At 69.6% G+C, this 16852-nt stretch carries 21 protein-coding genes and 1 tRNA gene; 10 read left to right on the top strand and 12 right to left on the bottom strand.

Annotated elements, in window-relative coordinates; genetic code table 11:
• On the top strand, positions 1-1467 hold the full coding sequence (gene cls / locus ASD23_RS12705; RefSeq protein WP_056011090.1) for a cardiolipin synthase: 1467 nt from the start codon (positions 1-3) through the stop codon (positions 1465-1467).
• Between the two features lie 83 nt (positions 1468-1550).
• On the opposite strand, the gene ASD23_RS12700 is transcribed toward cls, so the two are convergent.
• Positions 1551-2600 carry a pirin family protein gene (locus ASD23_RS12700; RefSeq protein WP_056011087.1) on the bottom strand — a complete coding sequence of 350 codons (1050 nt, stop codon included), beginning with the start codon at positions 2598-2600 and terminating at the stop codon, positions 1551-1553.
• A 60-nt stretch (positions 2601-2660) separates the two neighbouring features.
• Between ASD23_RS12700 and ASD23_RS12695 the strand changes: the two genes are divergently transcribed.
• Positions 2661-3143: a hypothetical protein gene (locus ASD23_RS12695; protein WP_056011084.1), complete on the top strand. Its 483-nt coding sequence runs from the start codon at positions 2661-2663 to the stop codon at positions 3141-3143.
• Here the strand turns inward: ASD23_RS12695 and ASD23_RS12690 are convergent.
• Positions 3136-3384, bottom strand: coding sequence for a helix-turn-helix domain-containing protein (locus tag ASD23_RS12690; protein WP_056011082.1), 249 nt, complete (start codon positions 3382-3384; stop codon positions 3136-3138). The two genes, ASD23_RS12695 and ASD23_RS12690, sit on opposite strands and share 8 nt — an antisense overlap.
• Positions 3384-4007, bottom strand: a complete 624-nt coding sequence (locus ASD23_RS12685) for a hypothetical protein (protein WP_056011079.1) — start codon at positions 4005-4007, stop codon at positions 3384-3386. The genes ASD23_RS12690 and ASD23_RS12685 overlap by 1 nt, the downstream gene beginning before the upstream one ends.
• 175 nt (positions 4008-4182) lie before the next feature.
• Between ASD23_RS12685 and ASD23_RS12680 the strand changes: the two genes are divergently transcribed.
• The 3 genes from ASD23_RS12680 to ASD23_RS12670 all read left to right on the top strand — a co-directional run bounded on the left by ASD23_RS12680 (position 4183) and on the right by ASD23_RS12670 (position 8071).
• The gene (locus ASD23_RS12680; RefSeq protein WP_056011076.1) at positions 4183-6711 is read left to right on the top strand and encodes an ATP-dependent Clp protease ATP-binding subunit; all 2529 of its coding nucleotides are present in this window, start codon (positions 4183-4185) and stop codon (positions 6709-6711) included.
• A 77-nt stretch (positions 6712-6788) separates the two neighbouring features.
• Positions 6789-7292 (top strand): amino-acid N-acetyltransferase, encoded by a 504-nt coding sequence (locus ASD23_RS12675; RefSeq protein ID WP_056013160.1) that lies wholly within the window; start codon positions 6789-6791, stop codon positions 7290-7292.
• A gap of 152 nt (positions 7293-7444) precedes the next feature.
• Positions 7445-8071: a hypothetical protein gene (locus ASD23_RS12670; protein WP_056013157.1), complete on the top strand. Its 627-nt coding sequence runs from the start codon at positions 7445-7447 to the stop codon at positions 8069-8071.
• On the opposite strand, the gene ASD23_RS12665 is transcribed toward ASD23_RS12670, so the two are convergent.
• Positions 8065-8376: a hypothetical protein gene (locus ASD23_RS12665; RefSeq protein WP_056011068.1), complete on the bottom strand. Its 312-nt coding sequence runs from the start codon at positions 8374-8376 to the stop codon at positions 8065-8067. The two genes, ASD23_RS12670 and ASD23_RS12665, sit on opposite strands and share 7 nt — an antisense overlap.
• A 346-nt stretch (positions 8377-8722) precedes the next feature.
• Between ASD23_RS12665 and ASD23_RS12660 the strand changes: the two genes are divergently transcribed.
• The gene (locus ASD23_RS12660) at positions 8723-9133 is read left to right on the top strand and encodes a hypothetical protein (RefSeq protein ID WP_056011065.1); all 411 of its coding nucleotides are present in this window, start codon (positions 8723-8725) and stop codon (positions 9131-9133) included.
• Positions 9134-9175: 42 nt separating this feature from the next.
• Here the strand turns inward: ASD23_RS12660 and ASD23_RS12655 are convergent, their stop codons facing one another.
• The gene (locus ASD23_RS12655; protein WP_235507730.1) at positions 9176-9688 is read right to left on the bottom strand and encodes a DUF3237 domain-containing protein; all 513 of its coding nucleotides are present in this window, start codon (positions 9686-9688) and stop codon (positions 9176-9178) included.
• Between the two features lie 113 nt (positions 9689-9801).
• On the opposite strand from ASD23_RS12655, the gene ASD23_RS18970 reads away from it, so the two are divergent.
• Together ASD23_RS18970 and ASD23_RS18965 are read left to right on the top strand one after the other, a co-directional pair.
• Positions 9802-10245 (top strand): hypothetical protein, encoded by a 444-nt coding sequence (locus ASD23_RS18970; protein WP_056011062.1) that lies wholly within the window; start codon positions 9802-9804, stop codon positions 10243-10245.
• A complete protein-coding gene (locus tag ASD23_RS18965) occupies positions 10197-10619 on the top strand; it encodes a heavy metal-responsive transcriptional regulator (protein WP_268753216.1) in 423 nt (140 codons plus the stop codon). Before ASD23_RS18970 ends, ASD23_RS18965 begins: the two co-directional genes overlap by 49 nt.
• Positions 10620-10692: 73 nt before the next feature.
• On the opposite strand, the gene radA is transcribed toward ASD23_RS18965, so the two are convergent.
• Both radA and ASD23_RS12635 read right to left on the bottom strand, forming a co-directional pair.
• Complete coding sequence (gene radA, locus ASD23_RS12640; RefSeq protein ID WP_056011056.1) at positions 10693-12057, bottom strand: DNA repair protein RadA; 1365 nt, start codon at positions 12055-12057, stop codon at positions 10693-10695.
• A gap of 9 nt (positions 12058-12066) precedes the next feature.
• Positions 12067-12915 (bottom strand): SGNH/GDSL hydrolase family protein, encoded by an 849-nt coding sequence (locus ASD23_RS12635; protein ID WP_082571413.1) that lies wholly within the window; start codon positions 12913-12915, stop codon positions 12067-12069.
• Between the two features lie 70 nt (positions 12916-12985).
• On the opposite strand from ASD23_RS12635, the gene ASD23_RS12630 reads away from it, so the two are divergent.
• Positions 12986-13075, top strand: a tRNA-Ser gene (locus ASD23_RS12630).
• An 18-nt stretch (positions 13076-13093) separates the two neighbouring features.
• On the opposite strand, the gene ASD23_RS12625 is transcribed toward ASD23_RS12630, so the two are convergent.
• From ASD23_RS12625 to ASD23_RS12605, 5 genes are all read right to left on the bottom strand, one after another.
• A complete protein-coding gene (locus ASD23_RS12625; protein ID WP_056011053.1) occupies positions 13094-13567 on the bottom strand; it encodes a hypothetical protein in 474 nt (157 codons plus the stop codon).
• A gap of 64 nt (positions 13568-13631) precedes the next feature.
• The gene (locus tag ASD23_RS12620) at positions 13632-14000 is read right to left on the bottom strand and encodes a DMT family transporter (RefSeq protein ID WP_056011050.1); all 369 of its coding nucleotides are present in this window, start codon (positions 13998-14000) and stop codon (positions 13632-13634) included.
• A 1-nt stretch (position 14001) separates the two neighbouring features.
• Positions 14002-14322 (bottom strand): DMT family transporter, encoded by a 321-nt coding sequence (locus ASD23_RS12615; RefSeq protein ID WP_056011047.1) that lies wholly within the window; start codon positions 14320-14322, stop codon positions 14002-14004.
• A gap of 334 nt (positions 14323-14656) precedes the next feature.
• On the bottom strand, positions 14657-15010 hold the full coding sequence (locus ASD23_RS19100) for a three-helix bundle dimerization domain-containing protein (RefSeq protein ID WP_199470674.1): 354 nt from the start codon (positions 15008-15010) through the stop codon (positions 14657-14659).
• An 88-nt stretch (positions 15011-15098) separates the two neighbouring features.
• Entirely contained in the window at positions 15099-16172 is a 1074-nt protein-coding gene (locus tag ASD23_RS12605) for a DNA polymerase IV (RefSeq protein ID WP_442854322.1), read from the bottom strand.
• Between the two features lie 91 nt (positions 16173-16263).
• On the opposite strand from ASD23_RS12605, the gene ASD23_RS12600 reads away from it, so the two are divergent.
• Complete coding sequence (locus tag ASD23_RS12600) at positions 16264-16803, top strand: GNAT family N-acetyltransferase (protein WP_056011044.1); 540 nt, start codon at positions 16264-16266, stop codon at positions 16801-16803.
• Positions 16804-16852 lie beyond the last annotated feature (49 nt).

Here is a 16852-nt window from a genome sequence, read left to right as displayed (position 1 = left end):
ATGACGTCGGAGCAGACGGCGCTCCTCTTCGCCGGCATCGTCGTCGTCATCGACCTGATCATCCGTGTCACCGCGATCATCGTGGTGCCGCGAAACCGCCGCCCGACCGCTGGCATGGCCTGGCTCCTCGCGATCTTCTTCCTCCCGTTCATCGGGGTGTTCTTCTTCCTCCTCATCGGGAATCCGAAGCTGCCCAAGCATCGTCGGCAGAAGCAGGCCGAGGTCGACCGCTACATCCGCGAGTCCACGCACGGCGTCGAACGCGTCAGCGACCCGGGGCACTGGCCCGGCTGGTTCGAGGGCGTGGTCCGGCTGAACCGCAACCTCGGCTCGATGCCGCTCATCGGCTCCAACAGCGCGAGCCTCATCGGCGACTACCAGGGCTCGCTCGACGCCATGACCGACGCGGTGCGGGGTGCCAGGCGCTACGTGCACGTCGAGTTCTACATCCTCGCGCTCGACGCGACGACGACGCCGTTCTTCGACGCCCTCGGCGAGGCGGTCGCCCGCGGCGTCGACGTGCGCCTCATGCTCGACCACGTGGCGTCGCTGCGGGTGAAGGGCTATCGCCGGACCCTCAAGCGCCTCACGGACATGGGCGTGCGGTGGCAGCTCATGCTCCCGGTGCAGCCGCTCAAGGGCAAGTACCAGCGACCCGACCTCCGCAACCACCGCAAGATCCTCGTCGTCGACGGGGAGGTCGGCTTCATGGGCTCGCAGAACATCATCGACCGGAGCTACAACAAGCGCAGCAACATCCGTCGCGGCCTGAAGTGGAAAGAACTCGTGGCGCGCGTCGAAGGGCCGATCGTGGCGGGCCTCGACGCCATCTTCGCCACCGACTGGTACCTCGAGACCGGCGAGGAGCCCGTGCGCGACCTCTCGGAATCGCTCGACCAGCCGGGCGAGGCCCAAGACCTCGACTGCCAGGTCGTACCGAGCGGCCCGGGGTACTCGAACGAGAACAACCTCAAGCTCTTCCTCGCGCTGCTCTACGCGGCTGAAGAGCGCATCATCCTCACGAGCCCGTACTTCGTGCCCGACGAGGCGATGCTGCGCGCGATCAGCGGCGCCACGCAGCGGGGGATCCACGTCGAGCTCTTCGTCTCTGAGATCGGCGACCAGGCGCTCGTCTACCACGCGCAGCGTTCGTACTACGAGGCGCTGCTGCGTGCCGGCGTGAAGATCTACATGTACCAGGAGCCGTACATCCTGCACTCCAAGCACTTCACGATCGACGACGACGTCGCCGTGATCGGGTCGAGCAACATGGACATCCGCTCCTTCGAGCTCAACATGGAGGTGTCGCTCCTCGTGCGCGGAGCGTCGTTCGTGCGCGAGATGCGGGCCGTCGAAGACGGGTATCGCCGGCACAGCCGCGAGCTGACCCTCGACGAGTGGATGAGGCAGCCGCTCCGCTCGACGGTGCTCGACAACCTCGCGCGACTCTCCTCGGCGCTGCAGTAGTCCGAGCGGAGCCCGGGAAGCACCCGAGCGGATGCCGCGGCGCTCGTCCATCCGTCGGTCCGTCGGGCCGCAGGGGACTCTTGCTAGTTGCGCGGCTTCAGGTGCACGGTCGGCAGTTCGGGCGCGGGCAACGGCGCACCGTCGTACCCGGCGACGTCGCCGAATCGTCCGTCTGGGTTGTCGCGGCCGACGACATCGGCCTGCCACTGCCGTCGGAACTCGACGATCTCGTCGTGGTCGCGGCCGATGAAGTTCCACCACATGACGAGCGCTTCCTCGAACGGCACGCCGCCGAGGAGGATCACGCGCACCGGGGCGTCCGCTGCTCGAAGCCGCACGCCCTCGTGGCCGACCGGCAGGTAGCCGAGCTCGCTCCGCTCGAGCACGCCCGTGCGGCCGGTCTCGGCGAGCGGGACGAGGCGGTGCGAGTCGTCGACCTCGCCGTCGAGCGCCGCCACGGTCACTCCGACCGGGCCGAGGTCGACGAGCAGCCCGTGCTCGAACGACGGGTCGAGTTCGATCCAGGCCTCGCCGCCCGCAGGCAGTTCGATCTGCGCGCCGACGAGGGGCGAGAAGAGCGAGACGGATGACTCGGCCGCAACGCCAGGCAGCGACCCGGCGAACACGCGCACGAGGGCATCGTCGACCGGCACCTCGTCGATCTCCGCGTGCTCGAAGAACGGCGCGACGTGGCGGGCCGCGTCGGGCAGCGCGACCCAGAGCTGCACGCCGTGCAGGCGGGTCGTCTGCGGGGTCGAGACCTCGGAGTGCGAGATGCCCCGCCCGGCGGTCATCAGGTTCACCGCGCCGGGGCGCACCATCTCGTGGCTGCCGGTGCTGTCGCGGTGCTCGATCTCGCCCTCGAAGAGCCAGCTGACCGTCTGCAGGCCCGTGTGCGGATGCGGCGGCACGACCATGCCGCCGGAGACCGTGACGTCGTCGGGGCCGTAGTGGTCGGCGAAGCACCAGGCGCCGATCGTCGTGCGGCCACGCTGGGGGAGCGTGCGGCGCACGTTCATCGCCCGCGGGCCGCCGAGCGGCACGTCTCGCGGCTGGAGCACGGCGATCGCCGGGGCAGCTGCGCCCTCGGGCGGACAGAGCAGTTCAGCCGGGTCGCGCTCGAGGTTGCTCATGCCGAAAATACTACGCGCGGCACCCGCCCGCGGAACGGGGCCGACCGTTAGCATGACCGTATGGCTCCTTCGCAGCGTCTTCGTCGTGCCGGTCTCCTCGCCCTGGCGGTCTCGTCGGTGTTCCTCCTCTCGGGGTGCAACCCGCCGTCGACGGCTGCCGAGAACTTCCCCGGCGTGCCGACCGAGGCCGACGCCGACGTGGTCGACGTCGACTCGGGCACCGACGCAGCCGGAGACACCGAAGAAGCCCCGTCGTCCGAAGACGGCCCGGTGGTCGTGTGGTGGGCCGACGGCGGCCAGCTCGCGCTCACCATCTCGGGCAGCTCGACGTGCCCCGTCATCGGTGATCAGATCCGCGTGCTCGAGCCTGCCGGCGAGGGCAATCGCGTCGCGATCGACCTCGTCGAGCGGCCCGCCGATGAGATCTGCACGATGGACTTCGTGCCGCACACGACCCTCTTCTGGACCCCGACGACCGTGACCACCACGGAGCCCCTCGTCGTCGAGGTCGCCGACACCGAGGTCACGGTTCCGGTCAAGTAATCGGGCCCCGTCCGGGTCGGAGCACCAGCAGCTCGCCGATCTCGCAGTCGAGCACCTCGCAGACCGCTTGCAGCGTCGAGAAGCGGATGGCGCGGGCGCGGTCGTTCTTCAGCACGCTGAGGTTCACGACGCTCACGCCGACGAGCTCGGCGAGGCGGGTGAGCGTCATGCCCCGGTCGGCGAGCAGCTCGTCGAGCCGGCAATGCACGTCGGATGCCTCGTCGGGCTCCGCCGGTGCCATCAGACGAGCCCCTCGGTGTCGCGGCGCAGCCGATCGCCGACCGTGAAGACGGTCGCCGCCGTCGCCGCGATGAACGTCAGCAGGATGAGCGGGAACAGCTCGACCGACATCACCACGTTGTCGAAGGTGCGGTCGCTGAGCACGGCGAATGCGCCGTTCGCTGCCATGTTGCCGAAGAACGGCACCGCGAAGTACCCCACGATCCCGATGAATCCCGCGGTCGTGACGAGCACCGTGTTGGCGCGGCTGAAGACGATGCTCCGGCTCACGTTCCAGGCGAGCCAGACGAGGCAGGCCACCACGCTGACGACGACGACGGCCAGGACGAGCTGCTGGATGACGAGCGCGGCGAGCGATGCGGCCGGCAGCGAGGGCGCGGTGATGATCGCGCTGTCGAGCTCGATCGCGACGGGCGCCCCGTCGACGCCGATCGGCGCATCGGCCGTCGTGCCCGCGAACTCGGCCTGCACCGCGACATCCTGATTCGGCAGCACCTCGATGATGCGCGCGACGGCCGACCAGACCGCCCAGGCGGCGATGCCGACGCCGGCGGCCATGAAGGCCCACAGGGCCACGGCATCACTGCGCTTGACGGCTGGGGCGAGGGTGGTGGTCGCGCTCATGATCTCCCTAACGAATATCGATAACAACGATAAACGATATGTTAGGGCTGTCGATCCGGGTTCGTCAACCGTCGAACGTGATGCGCCCACGGCGAACAGCGCCCCACGAGGCATCCGCCTTGTTTACGCTCGATGTATCGGCGCCCCTTCCCAGCGGGGTCGTGAGGAGTAGAGCATGTTCGAGAGATTCACCGACCGAGCCCGTCGTGTCGTCGTCCTGGCCCAAGAAGAGGCCAAGATGCTCAACCACAACTACATCGGCACCGAGCACATCCTGCTCGGGCTGATCCACGAGGGTGAGGGCGTCGCCGCCAAGGCGCTCGAGTCGCTCGGCATCTCGCTCGACGCCGTGCGCGAGCAGGTGCAAGACATCATCGGCCAGGGCCAGCAGCAGCCGACCGGGCACATCCCGTTCACGCCGCGCGCCAAGAAGGTGCTCGAGCTCTCGCTCCGCGAGGCCCTGCAGCTCGGCCACAACTACATCGGCACCGAGCACATCCTGCTCGGGCTCATCCGCGAGGGCGAGGGCGTCGCAGCCCAGGTGCTCGTGAAGCTGGGCGCCGACCTCAACCGCGTGCGCCAGCAGGTCATCCAGCTGCTCTCGGGCTACCAGGGCAAGGAGCAGGTGCAGGTCGGCGCGAACGAGCAGCAGACCCCGCAGGGCGGCTCGCAGATCCTCGACCAGTTCGGCCGCAACCTCACGCAGGCCGCTCGCGAGTCGAAGCTCGACCCCGTGATCGGGCGCGAGAAGGAGATCGAGCGGGTCATGCAGATCCTCTCGCGTCGCTCCAAGAACAACCCCGTGCTGATCGGCGAGCCCGGCGTCGGCAAGACCGCCGTCGTCGAGGGCCTCGCCCAGGCCATCGTCAAGGGCGAGGTGCCCGAGACGCTCAAAGACAAGCAGCTCTACTCGCTCGACCTCGGCTCGCTCATCGCCGGCTCCCGCTACCGCGGTGACTTCGAGGAGCGCCTGAAGAAGGTCACGAAGGAGATCCGCACGCGCGGCGACATCATCGTCTTCATCGACGAGATCCACACCTTGGTGGGCGCCGGTGCGGCCGAGGGCGCAATAGACGCCGCCTCGATCCTGAAGCCGCTCCTCGCGCGCGGCGAGCTGCAGACCATCGGCGCCACGACGCTCGACGAGTACCGCAAGCACTTCGAGAAGGACGCGGCGCTCGAGCGTCGTTTCCAGCCGATCCAGGTCGCCGAGCCGTCGCTGCCCCACGCGATCAACATCCTCAAGGGGCTGCGCGACCGCTACGAGGCGCACCACAAGGTCTCGATCACCGACGGCGCGATCGTCGCCGCGGCGAACCTCGCCGACCGCTACATCTCCGACCGGTTCCTGCCCGACAAGGCGATCGACCTGATCGACGAGGCCGGAGCCCGCCTCCGCCTCTCGATCCTCTCGAGCCCGCCCGAGCTGCGCGAGTTCGACGAGAAGATCGCCGTCGTCCGCGCCGCCAAGGAGACCGCGATCGAGGAGCAGGACTTCGAGAAGGCCGCGTCCCTCCGCGACGAGGAGAAGAACCTCCTCGGCGAGCGCCTCCGTCTCGAGAAGCAGTGGAAGTCGGGCGACGTCAAGACGACCGCGGTCGTCGACGAGGGCCTGATCGCCGAAGTGCTCGCGCAGGCCACCGGCATCCCCGTCTTCAAGCTCACCGAAGAGGAGTCCTCGCGACTCGTCTTCATGGAGAAGGCCCTGCACGAGCGCGTCATCGGTCAGGAGGAGGCCATCTCGGCCCTCGCCAAGACCATCCGCCGCACCCGTGCCGGCCTGAAGGACCCGAAGCGACCCTCGGGCTCGTTCATCTTCGCCGGCCCCACGGGCGTCGGCAAGACCGAGCTCGCCAAGGCGCTCGCCGAGTTCCTCTTCGACGACGAGGCGGCGATGATCTCGCTCGACATGTCGGAGTACGGCGAGAAGCACACGGTCTCGCGCCTGTTCGGCGCCCCTCCCGGGTTCGTCGGCTTCGAAGAGGGCGGCCAGCTCACCGAGAAGGTGCGCCGCAAGCCGTTCAGCGTCGTGCTCTTCGACGAGATCGAGAAGGCGCACCCCGACATCTTCAACTCGCTCCTCCAGATCCTCGAAGAGGGCCGGTTGACCGATGGACAGGGCCGCGTCGTCGACTTCAAGAACACGGTCATCATCATGACGACCAACCTCGGCACGAAGGACATCTCGGGCGGCCCCGTCGGCTTCCAGCTCGAGGGCGACTCCCGCACGGGTTACGACCTCATGAGCGGCAAGGTGAAGGAGGAGCTGAAGAAGCACTTCAAGCCCGAGTTCCTGAACCGCGTCGACGAGATCATCGTCTTCCCGCAGCTCTCCAAGCCCGAGCTCCTGCAGATCGTCGACCTGTTCATCAAGCGGCTCAGCGAGCGCATGCTCGACCGCGACATGACGATCGAGCTCACGCAGTCGGCCAAGGAGCGGCTCATCGAGGTCGGGTTCGACCCGTCGCTCGGTGCCCGTCCGCTGCGGCGCGCGGTGCAGCACGAGGTCGAAGACCGTCTCTCCGAGAAGATCCTGCACGGCGAGCTCAACGCGGGCGACCACGTGCACGTCGACTTCAAGGACGGCGAGTTCCTCTTCACCACGACGCAGCGCGAGCTGCCCGTGGCGGTCGGCGTGAACACCGCCGCTGCGATCGGCACCGGTCCGGTGAGCCCCGACCTGGCGGCCGCGTCCGGCGAGTAGCCACAGGAGACGAAGGGCGGATGCTGCGGCATCCGCCCTTCGTCGTTCCCGCCGTCGTGCGGGAATACGATGGCAGGATGACCGAGTTCCACGTGCGCCGCGCGCGCACGAACGATGTGCCGAAGATCATCGAGCTGGTGGAGCCACTCGTGCAGCGACGCATCCTGCTCGGCAAGGAGCGCGTCGACCTCTACGGCGCCGTGCAGGAGTTCCGCGTGGCGGAGGCCCCCGACGGCCGTCTCGTCGGCGCCGGCGCGCTGCACGTCATGTGGGAGGACCTCGGCGAGGTGCGCACGCTCGCCGTCGACGATGCGTGGCTCGGCCACGGCGTCGGCCATGCCCTGCTCGCGGCACTCGAGCAGGAGGCCCGTGAGCTCGGCCTCTCGCGGCTGTTCTGCCTGACCTTCGAGACCGGGTTCTTCGGCCGCCACGGCTTCGTCGACATGGGCTCCGAGACGGTCGACCCCTCGGTGTACGCCGAGCTCGTACGGTCGAACGACGAGGGCGTCGCCGAGTTCCTCGATCTCGCGCGGGTGAAGCAGAACACGCTCGGCAACACGCGCATGCTGAAGCATCTCTGACGAGCGGCGACCCCGAGATCCGAGGATCCGCGTCACGGCCGGTCCGAGACGGTCCGACGCGAGCTGAGCGAGCGCTGGGACGTCGCTGAGACGAGATGCGGCACGCCGGGCGGATGCCGGGGGCGCGCCCATCCCGGCCGTACCCTGTGTGCATGTCGACGAACACACCGACCGGGCGGCAGTCACCGCAGGTGTACCGTCGTCGCCGCATCGTCGTACTCATCGGCCTGCTCGCGGTGATCATCGCGATCGTGCTCGTCATCGTTCGGCCGGGGGCGAGTCAGGGCGAGGAGCCCGTCGCCTCGCCGAGCATCGAGCCGTCGTCGGTGCCCGAGACGACCTCGATCCCGACGGAACCGACTGCGGCAGACGGGGACCCGTGCGCCCCCGAGAAGATCCTGGTCGAGGCCGTCACCGACAAGTCGTCGTACGAGCCGGGGGAGTCGCCGCAACTCTCGGTCACGATCACCAACACCGGCAAGAACGTGTGCGTGCTGAACGCCGGCACGAAGGCGCAGGTCTTCACCGTCACGAGCGGTTCCGAGCAGTACTGGACGTCGACGGACTGCCAGGTCGACGCGATCGACGCCGAGGTCTCGTTGACGCCCGGCACCCCGGTCAGCTCGAGCGTGCCCATCATCTGGGATCGCACGTACTCGACCCCGGACACCTGCACCGGAGCTCGGGAGACGGTGCCGGCGGGCGGCGCCTCGTACCACCTCGCGGTGACGGTCGACGGCTTCGCCTCGGCCGAGCAGAAGCAGTTCCTGCTCTACTGAGCGGCGCCCGTGCCGCTGCGCGGAGGGCCTCCGCCCTGCCGGCCGTGCGGGTAGCCGGCGAACGCCTGCGTCGAGCCCGCGGGCGGGTCGAAGCGCACGAGCGCGTTGGCCGCCTCGAGTGATGGCGCCGACGACATGAGCTGCTGGTCGGCCGGGTCGAGCGCCCACTTCACGACGAGGTAGACATCGCCGCGCTTCACGTCGCGGTAGCGGCGGATGATCGCCTTCGGCACGGCCGGGTCGTTGCGCATGCACAACCAGGTGTCGCCGTCGAACCGGATCGGTTTCGGGAGGCTGCTGGTCACTTGGCTCCTTCGGAGAGGAGCGCGCCGGCCCGCGCGGGATTGCTGATGGTACGAGCGCCGGCGACGTGGTCGCAGGCGGGAGTGCTTCGATGGTACGAGCGCCCGGCGACACGGTCGCAGAGCAGGAAATCGGGTGAATGCGCCGGCGCCGTGGGGTCTACGAGAACGCCGTCGTCTTCGTCGACACCTCGGACCCTCACGGTCCGGCACAGACATCATAGGCCGCTTTCCCCGGAACTCCGCATCCGGATTCGGCGGTGCCCTGAAGTCGTTGAACGGATGCCCCGGAGTGCGCCCTCGGCGGACGGAGGCGGGGCGCGAGGCATCCGCTCGGTACCCTTGAGGAATGGCAGGAAAGGCACGACGGAAGCAGGCGGCGGAGCCCCTCGAGTTCCGCTCGCAGGCGCTCGCGGAGGCGCTCGAACGGCAGGACATCGCGGCGGTCGCGCTGGCGCTGCGCCACGGCAACACCGTGGTGCCGCTCGTGAAGCCGGGGCCCCGCGACAAGCCGCTCGACGGCGGCGAGGTGTGGACCTACCGCGACGCGAAGACCGGCGATGTCGCGCTGTTGCTCTTCAGCGACGCCGCCAACAAGCCCGAGAACCTGCCGCCTGCAGTGGGGTTGCAGAGCCCTGCGTGGCTGCGCAGCTTCCTGAAGCGGCACGAGTCGACGATCACCACGGTGTTCCTCGACATCGCGGGGCCGCATCCGATGCAGGCGCCGCCGGCCGAGCTGCTCAAGGCACTCGAGGCGTAGCCCGCGCCGGAGTCCGCCTCGGCACCGCTCGACCGCACGCGCTCAGCGCAACTCGAACACGCGGATGCAGACCATGCCGGGCTCCGGCCTCGCCATGCCGATGAACTGACGTTCGGCGAGCCAGCGGTGTGCCGCGGCATCCGTCTGGAAGACCGGCGCGGTCCGGTAGTAGAGCTCCTGCTCGGTGACCGGTTCACCGGCCGCCAGCCGCTGCTCGAGGTCGTCGGAGGCGACGTAGTACCCGCGATTCACGACGTCGATCACCGTGCCGTCGTCGGCTTCGAGGAGGTACCGCGCATCGAGCTGCGTGACGTCGCCGCGCGCGATCCACCAGTCGCCGCCGCCGGGCAGCACGCGGCCGTTCAGCCGGGGGCCGACGACGGTTCCGCCCGTGATGGGCGTGAAGCCCAGCGCTTCGGATGTCCCGTGGCCGATGCGGCGCTCGAGGTCGACCTCGACGCGCAGCTCGAAGACGAACTCGAGACTCGGCTCGAGCAGCGTGCTCATCGGGTCGCTCCGCGGGTGTCCGCTCGTGCGTTCGGCATGGTCGTTCATGGCGCTCCTTCGCGTCGCAGGCAACGCTCCACCGTATCGGCAGGGCGGGACTCCGAGCACCGATCGCGCGACCGCTTGACCCTGCACCATGGTTCACCGTCGACACTGACGTGATGACCACCACTTCAGTTCGCACACGCGCCACCATCGACGATTCCTACACCCCCGTTCGATGGGGCCGGGCGGGCGCCGTCTACGACCTCATCGTCACCGTCGGGTTCGCAACGCCGTTCACCGCGCCCCTGCTGCTCGCGTTGACACGCCCCCTGCACGATGCGCTGGACCTGCCGGGTGCGCAAGTGCCAGAGCTGGACCCCGCCGCGCTCATGTTCACGAGCATGTTCGGAGCAGCCGTCACGATGTGGGCGATCGCACGCATCCTGCGGCCCGAAGCCCGATTCATCGCGATCGACACGGTCGGGCGCGCGGTGTTCTCGCTCTGGATGATCTGGGCACTGTTGAATGGGCAGAGCGCGACGATCGTCGTGTTCCTGATCGGGGAGGTGACATGGTTCATCCTGCAGCTCAGCGGTCTGCTCCGACTGCGTCGCCACTGACGACCGGCCCGCTCGCGGGCGCCTCCGGCGTCGCGGTGAGCACCCTGCGGTTCTACGAACGGCAGGGGCTCCTCTCGCCCGAGGGGCGCTCGAGTGGCGGCTATCGCCAGTACTCGCCCGACTCGGTGCGGAGGGTGCGGTTCATCCGCCGCGCCCAGGAGCTCGGGTTCACCCTGCGCGAGGTGCGCGAGGTGCTGGCGCTCTCCGATCAGCCAGAGCGCATCGTGCTCGACGACGTCGCGGATCAGGTCGCCGACAAGCTCACCGAGCTCGACCAGCGCATCGCCGATCTGCAGGGCGTGCGTGCAGCGCTCGCCCTGCTGGTCGAGTCGCCGGTGCACCCGACGTGCCCGGTGATCGACGCCATCGCCTGACTGCGATGGTGGCCTGGCGGGCCGGAGGGGTCGCGGGGGTCGCCGGGCGGCCGCCAGACGGGCCACGGTCCGCTCAGAAGGCGGCGTCGAGCTCCCGCTCGCGCGGACCGGTTGCGGCCATCATGGCGCGCTGCACGGCCGCGTGCACGCTGCCGGCTTCGACATCGAGGATCGTCGTATAACCGAGCCGCTTGGCCTCGGCGCCGCGCTGCTTGGCCGCCGTGACGGGGCGCACCTCGCCGGCGAGGCTGATCTCGCCGAACGCCGCGAGCTCGTGCGGCACCGCACGGTCGCGCATGGCCGAGGCGATGGCGACGGCGATGGCGAGGTCGGCGCCGGGCTCGGCGAGCCGCACGCCGCCCACGGTCGAGACGTAGACGTCGTGCTCGCCGAGCATCTTGAGCCCGGCCCGACGCTCGAGCACGGCGATGATCATGGCGACGCGTGACGGGTCGACCCCGTTCACGACGCGCCGCGGCTGCGGCGCCTTCGTGGAGACCACGAGCGCCTGCACCTCGACCGGCAGCGCGCGCCGCCCCTCGAGGGCCACGGTGACGCACGTGCCGCTCACGGCACTGCGGCCGCTCGACAGGAAGAGACCGGAGGGGTCGGGCACCTCGGCGATGCCCTCGCCGGTCATCTCGAAGCAGCCGACCTCATCGGTCGGGCCGAAGCGGTTCTTGAGAGCACGTACGAAGCGCAGGGCGGTCTGGCGGTCGCCCTCGAACTGGCACACGACGTCGACGAGGTGCTCGAGCAGGCGGGGGCCGGCGATCGAACCGTCTTTCGTGACGTGGCCGACGAGCAGCACCGGCAGTTGCCGTTCTTTCGCGACGCGGATGAGCGTCGACGCGACCTCGCGCACCTGGCTCGGCTGCCCGGGCAGGCCGTCGGAGAGCGACGACGAGACGGTCTGCACCGAGTCGACGATGAGCAGGGCCGGGCGGATCGCATCGACCTGCCCGAGGATCGTCGCGAGGTCGGTCTCGGCTGCCAGGAAGAGCTCACTCTGCAGCGCGCCGGTGCGCCCAGCGCGAAGGCGGACCTGGGCGACCGATTCCTCGGCCGTGACGTAGAGCACCCGCCGGCCACCGGCGGCGACGCGCGCTGCTACCTCGAGGAGGAGCGTGGACTTGCCCACGCCGGGCTCGCCCGAGAGGAGGATCGCGGCGCCCGCGACGATGCCGCCGCCGAGCACGCGGTCGAACTCGCCGATGCCGCTCGGCCGATGCGCGGCATCTTCGGTCTGCACGTCGACGATCGATCGCGCCATGCGCGCCTCGCCGAGTTGCACGGCCTGCACCGCACGCACGATGCCCGTGGCCTCGGCCACGTCGACGACGGTGCCCCACTGCTGGCACTCACCGCACCGCCCGGCCCACTTGAGGGTGCTCCAGCCGCACTCGGAACAGCGGAACGTGGAGGTGGAGCGGGCCATGCCCCGAGACTAGCCGCGGCCGCCGACAGTGAGCGCTCCGGCGCGCTCGCCGGCGCGCGACACGACGCGGGCGAGCCCGGGGCGGAAGGCCTCGGCCCACACCGCGTAGCCGTGATCGTTCGGGTGGAACATGTCGCGCGCGAACTGCGTCAGGATGCCGCGGAGCCCCTGGCGCCGGGTTGCCTCGTGGAGCGGCGCCACGACGAGTCCGTGCTCGCGGGCGGCGACGCGCAGCATCCGGTTCGCCTCGGCGACCTTGCGCTCGTTCTGCGGGAAGTAGAAGCACGGCAGGTCGGCGACGACGGCGTGCAGCGGCAGCTCGGCGAAGATCGAGCGGATGTTGCGATCGAATCGCACCGGGTCCCACTCGGCGATGTCATTCGCGCCGATCGAGACCGTGACCACGTCGGGCCGGAGGCTGCGGAGCTCGCGGAACCGCGGCAGCTGGTCGCGCACCGCGAGCGAGGTCGTCGCACCAGAGACGCTGAGGTTCACGACGCGGATGCTGCGACCGGTCGTCTCGCGCAGCTCGTCGGCGATCTGGCCGACGTAGCTGCGGTCGGGGCGGGAGGCGCCGATGCCCTGGGCGGAGCTGTCGCCGATCGCGACGTAGAGCAGCTCGCCGTCGGCCTTCGCGTGGTCGCGCCACCACTTCGAGTGCACGGGCAGGGTCTCGTTCAGGGTCGAACGGTTCTCGCGCACCCGCTCGCGGAACGGACGCACGCCGAACGAGCCGAGCACGGTCGACGCGGCGAGCCGGGCGCCGGCGGTGAGGCTCTGGCGCGGGGCGTCAGCACGGGAGATGGGGGAGACGGTCACGAGCAGAACGTATTCCTGCACGCTTCGCGTGAGCTGCATGCCGGCTGAGCGTCGGCTGAGGCATCCGCTCGTTTTTGTTCTTGCGGCCTCGTCGTCTACGATTGTCCTCGGTACCGTGTCCGAGCGGCCGAAGGTGCAACTCTCGAAAAGTTGTGTGGGTGAAAGCCCACCGTGGGTTCAAATCCCACCGGTACCGCCATGGAAAGCCCCTGACTCGTCAGGGGCTTTCTGTTTTCTTGAGTTCAGCTGAAGGCATCTCGCTGCCCGCCGCGCCGTCCTGCCAGACGATGGCGCTGATCCGCCAGCCGGCCGAGGTGCGCACGAAGTGCGTCGCCTTGCGGCCCCAGCCGTCTGCAGGCCCGCCGTCGAGGGTGCCCGATTTGCCGTACAGGCTCCAACGCTGCGCGATGTCCCCGAAGATCTGCGTGTCGGCGGTGACCTCCCGCTCGGAGAATCCCAGCAGCCGCCCGCCGTTCAGGAGCGCCTCTCGAGGTTCGATGAAGCCCTCCACGTCGTACCGATTGATCGCCCCGTCCACGCCGACCGCGACGATGGTGGCACCGGGAAGGAACAGCTGCCGAAGCTCTGCGAGATCGACCGGCTTCAAATCCGACGAGGAGAACGCGGAGAAGAAGGCGAACGCGATCGAGTCGAGCTCGGTCTGATCCTGCGCCGGTTGTTGGATGGGCATTCGGCCTCCGATGTCGACGCGGCATTCTCGCGGAGCAGTCGCTCAACGCGCGATCAGTAGCATATTACCCGTCCGACGTCGGCAGGGCGCCCGCCTCCGCCTCTTCGCGCTCTTCGCGGGAATGCACGAGCTTCAGCCCGATGACGCACGCGATGATGCCGGCGAGGAAGAGCACCTTCAGCACACTCGCCGACTCGCCGCCGAAGGTGATCGCGTAGGTCACGGTGAGCGCGGCGCCGAGACCGGTCCAGACGGCGTAGGCGGTGCCGATCGGGATGCCGCGCATCGCGAAGGCGAGGCCCGCCATGCTCCCGACGAGTGCGACGAAGAAGACGATGGTGGGAACGAGGTTCGAGAACCCGTCCGAGTAGCCGAGGGCGGTCGCCCACACGGCCTCGAGCACGGCGCTGACGATGAGGACCGGCCAGTACATCTCAGGCCTCCCCGACGATCTTCAGCCCGATGACGCATCCGATGATGCCGACGAGGAGCAGCACCTTCACGACGCTCGCGCGCTCGCCGCCGAAGATCATCGCGTACGCGACGGTGAGGACGGCGCCGATGCCGACCCAGACCGCGTAGGCGGTGCCGACCGGGATGGTGGTCATCGCGAAGGCGAGCCCGGCCATGCTGAGCACGAGCGCGACGGCGAAGAGCGCCGTCGGCCAGGGGCGCCGGAAGTTCTTTGATGCGCCGAGCGCGGTTGCCCACACCGCCTCGAGCACGCCCGAGGCGATCAGGATCACCCAGTCCATCGCGGTCCCTCCCCGTCGTCCCGCAGTGCGCCACGGCGCCGTGCCCGAGAGCCTAGACCTTCCGCTGCGCCGCGGACAGGAGATCCGATCGCTGAGAGTGCGCGTCGCGACGGCGGGCGATTGGGGGCTCAGCCGGGCCGTCGCGACGCGCGGAACCGCAGGGGGAACGGCTCGGCAACAGTCTGGCGCTCGTCATGAACTGCGGCAATGATTCGAGACGGATGTCCCCGGTGCCCCCGCTCTCATGACGCAAGATGACGCGAGGCGGAGGAAACCCTCCGGGACCAGCCGTTCCCTCGCGGTCGATTCGGTCCGGGCGGCTCCGTGCCGCGGTTCAGGCGGGTCCGCCGCCGAGATCGCCGAAGAGGAAGCCCGACTCCCGTTCGCGCGCACGGCGCTCGATCTCCATGGGATCCAGCTCGACGACCTCGGCCTCAACGTCGGGCCCGCCGAGCTCGGTCGGCGCCGCGGCGGTCGGTACCGGCGCGAGCGTCGCCTCCTGCTTCAGGCGTTGCTTCGCGGTGCGCTCGACGAGCACGGGTACGAAGTCCCGCACGGGGTTGCCCTCGAGTTCGAGGTGGGCCGTCTCGACGACGGAGGCGATGTGGTCCCGGGAGAGATCGGGGAACCGGTCGACGAGTCGGTCGATCACCTCGTCGACGGCGCGTGCTTCTTCCGTGTGATCCATGTCGCAAGTCTCGCCGCCGCGGGGCGCGGCATCAATACCCGGGGCATCAATACCCGCGACATCGATACCCGCGTGCGTCCCGCCGGGCTCACCATCCGCCGCGGGTCGGCGTGTGCCCCTCGCGCGCATCGTCCGGCATCGGCATCTCGGCGCGCAGGCCCAGCAGGCGGATCGGCCGGTCGGGATCCATGCGGCCGACGAGCTCGAGGGCGCGTTCGACCACGACCGCACGATCGCTCGTCGGCGGGATCTTCTTCGTGAAGACCTTGGTGACGAACGGCGCGTAGCGCACCTTGAGGGTCAGGCCGATGACCGGACGGCCCTCTGCGGCGACGTCGTCGAGCACGTGGGCGGCCAGCTCGCGCACGGCGGCTTCGATCTGCGAGGGCTCGGTGAGGTCCTGCTGGTAGGTCGTCTCCCGGCTGTGGCCCCGAGCGACCCATGGGGTGTCGTCGACGACGGCCGAGCCGTCGCCACGACCGAGTTCGGCGTACCAGGGCCCCATGCGCGGGCCGAACTCGGCGACCAGCGCGTCGGGGTCGGCTTCGGCCAGCTCGGCGACCGTCGTGACACCGAGACCGGCCAGCCGCCGCGAGATCTTCGAGCCGACGCCCCAGAGCTCGATCGTCGGCCGGTCGCCCATGACCTCGAGCCAGTTCTCGGCCGTGAGCCGGTACACGCCGCGCGGCTTGCCGAACCCCGTCGCGACCTTCGCCCGCACGAGCGAGTCGCCGATGCCGACGCTGCAGTGCAGCCGGGTCCGGTCGAGCACCGCCTGCTGGATCCCCCTGGCATAGGCCTCCGGGTCGGTGGTCTCGACGCCCACGAACGCCTCGTCCCAGCCCAGCACCTGCACGATCGCGCCCGGCTGCACGCGCAGGGTCGCCATCACGGCAGCGGATGCCTCGGCGTACGCCTCCGCGTCGACCGGCAGGATCACGGCATCGGGCGCCTTTCGAGCGGCGATGCGCAGCGGCATCCCGGAGCCGACGCCGAACTCGCGCGCCTCGTAGGAGGCCGTCGAGACCACTGCTCGTTCGCTCGGGTCGCCGCGCCCGCCGACGATGACCGGCTTGCCGACGAGCTCGGGGCGCCGCAGCACCTCGACGGCCGCGACGAACTGGTCGAGGTCGACATGCAGCACCCATGACGTGCGGGTCACGACACCAGTCTGCACCGGATCGCGCGGTGTTAGCGTGGTTGACCGGCCCGGGAGGGCGGGCCGTACAGGATCGCAGCGAAGGAGCAGGCACGTGCAGCAACCGGTCGAACTCGGCGACGGGCTCGTCTTCCGCGAGCTCGCGCCCGGCGACGGCCCCGCGCTCGCCGCAGCGTACGTGCGCAATCGCGAGCACCTGGCACCCTGGGAGCCGGCCCGCAGCGAGGCGTTCTTCGACGTCGAGACCCATCGCCGCGACGTCGAGGCGTCGATCCTCCGGTTCGAGGCGGGGCTCGCGGTGCCCTTCGTGATCGTCGACGGCGACGCGATCGTGGGCCGCATCAACCTCTCCGATATCGTGCGGGGCGCATTCCAGAACGCCCACCTCGGCTACTGGATCGACGCGGAGTACAACGGGCGCGGGCTCGCGACGATGTCCGTCGGCCTCGCCGTGCACGCGGCTCGGGGCATCGGCCTGCATCGAGTACAGGCGGGAACGCTCGTGCACAACGCCGCGTCGCAGGCGGTGCTCGCGCACAACGGCTTCGAGCGCTTCGGCCTCGCCCGTCGCTACCTGCGCATCGCGGGGGAGTGGCAGGATCACGTGCTCTTCGAGCGGCTCCTCGACGAGTGACCGCGCACCGGTGTTAGCGTTGACGCACCGAGACCGGCACGCCCGACGA

Origin of the sequence: Agromyces sp. Root1464, assembly GCF_001427265.1 — a bacterium.
In the GTDB taxonomy this organism is placed as follows: Bacteria; Actinomycetota; Actinomycetes; order Actinomycetales; family Microbacteriaceae; genus Agromyces; species Agromyces fucosus.
Note: the sequence above shows the minus strand (reverse complement) of the source record. Positions and strands in the feature narration are given on the sequence as shown.

What these genes read in the sequence shown, in the direction of transcription:
- ASD23_RS12700 (WP_056011087.1), bottom strand. Translation starts at nt 2,600, where the DNA reads ATGAGCAACCTCGAGCGCGACCCGGCTGAACTGCTCTGTCCGCCCGAG.
- ASD23_RS18970 (WP_056011062.1), top strand. Translation starts at nt 9,802, where the DNA reads ATGACCACCACTTCAGTTCGCACACGCGCCACCATCGACGATTCCTAC.
- ASD23_RS12660 (WP_056011065.1), top strand. Translation starts at nt 8,723, where the DNA reads ATGGCAGGAAAGGCACGACGGAAGCAGGCGGCGGAGCCCCTCGAGTTC.
- ASD23_RS18965 (WP_268753216.1), top strand. Translation starts at nt 10,197, where the DNA reads ATGGTTCATCCTGCAGCTCAGCGGTCTGCTCCGACTGCGTCGCCACTG.
- ASD23_RS12635 (WP_082571413.1), bottom strand. Translation starts at nt 12,915, where the DNA reads ATGCAGCTCACGCGAAGCGTGCAGGAATACGTTCTGCTCGTGACCGTC.
- ASD23_RS12695 (WP_056011084.1), top strand. Translation starts at nt 2,661, where the DNA reads ATGGCTCCTTCGCAGCGTCTTCGTCGTGCCGGTCTCCTCGCCCTGGCG.
- ASD23_RS12680 (WP_056011076.1), top strand. Translation starts at nt 4,183, where the DNA reads ATGTTCGAGAGATTCACCGACCGAGCCCGTCGTGTCGTCGTCCTGGCC.
- ASD23_RS12690 (WP_056011082.1), bottom strand. Translation starts at nt 3,384, where the DNA reads ATGGCACCGGCGGAGCCCGACGAGGCATCCGACGTGCATTGCCGGCTC.
- ASD23_RS12615 (WP_056011047.1), bottom strand. Translation starts at nt 14,322, where the DNA reads ATGGACTGGGTGATCCTGATCGCCTCGGGCGTGCTCGAGGCGGTGTGG.
- cls (WP_056011090.1), top strand. Translation starts at nt 1, where the DNA reads ATGACGTCGGAGCAGACGGCGCTCCTCTTCGCCGGCATCGTCGTCGTC.
- ASD23_RS19100 (WP_199470674.1), bottom strand. Translation starts at nt 15,010, where the DNA reads ATGGATCACACGGAAGAAGCACGCGCCGTCGACGAGGTGATCGACCGA.
- ASD23_RS12625 (WP_056011053.1), bottom strand. Translation starts at nt 13,567, where the DNA reads ATGCCCATCCAACAACCGGCGCAGGATCAGACCGAGCTCGACTCGATC.
- ASD23_RS12670 (WP_056013157.1), top strand. Translation starts at nt 7,445, where the DNA reads ATGTCGACGAACACACCGACCGGGCGGCAGTCACCGCAGGTGTACCGT.
- ASD23_RS12675 (WP_056013160.1), top strand. Translation starts at nt 6,789, where the DNA reads ATGACCGAGTTCCACGTGCGCCGCGCGCGCACGAACGATGTGCCGAAG.
- ASD23_RS12620 (WP_056011050.1), bottom strand. Translation starts at nt 14,000, where the DNA reads ATGTACTGGCCGGTCCTCATCGTCAGCGCCGTGCTCGAGGCCGTGTGG.
- ASD23_RS12685 (WP_056011079.1), bottom strand. Translation starts at nt 4,007, where the DNA reads ATGAGCGCGACCACCACCCTCGCCCCAGCCGTCAAGCGCAGTGATGCC.
- radA (WP_056011056.1), bottom strand. Translation starts at nt 12,057, where the DNA reads ATGGCCCGCTCCACCTCCACGTTCCGCTGTTCCGAGTGCGGCTGGAGC.
- ASD23_RS12655 (WP_235507730.1), bottom strand. Translation starts at nt 9,688, where the DNA reads ATGAACGACCATGCCGAACGCACGAGCGGACACCCGCGGAGCGACCCG.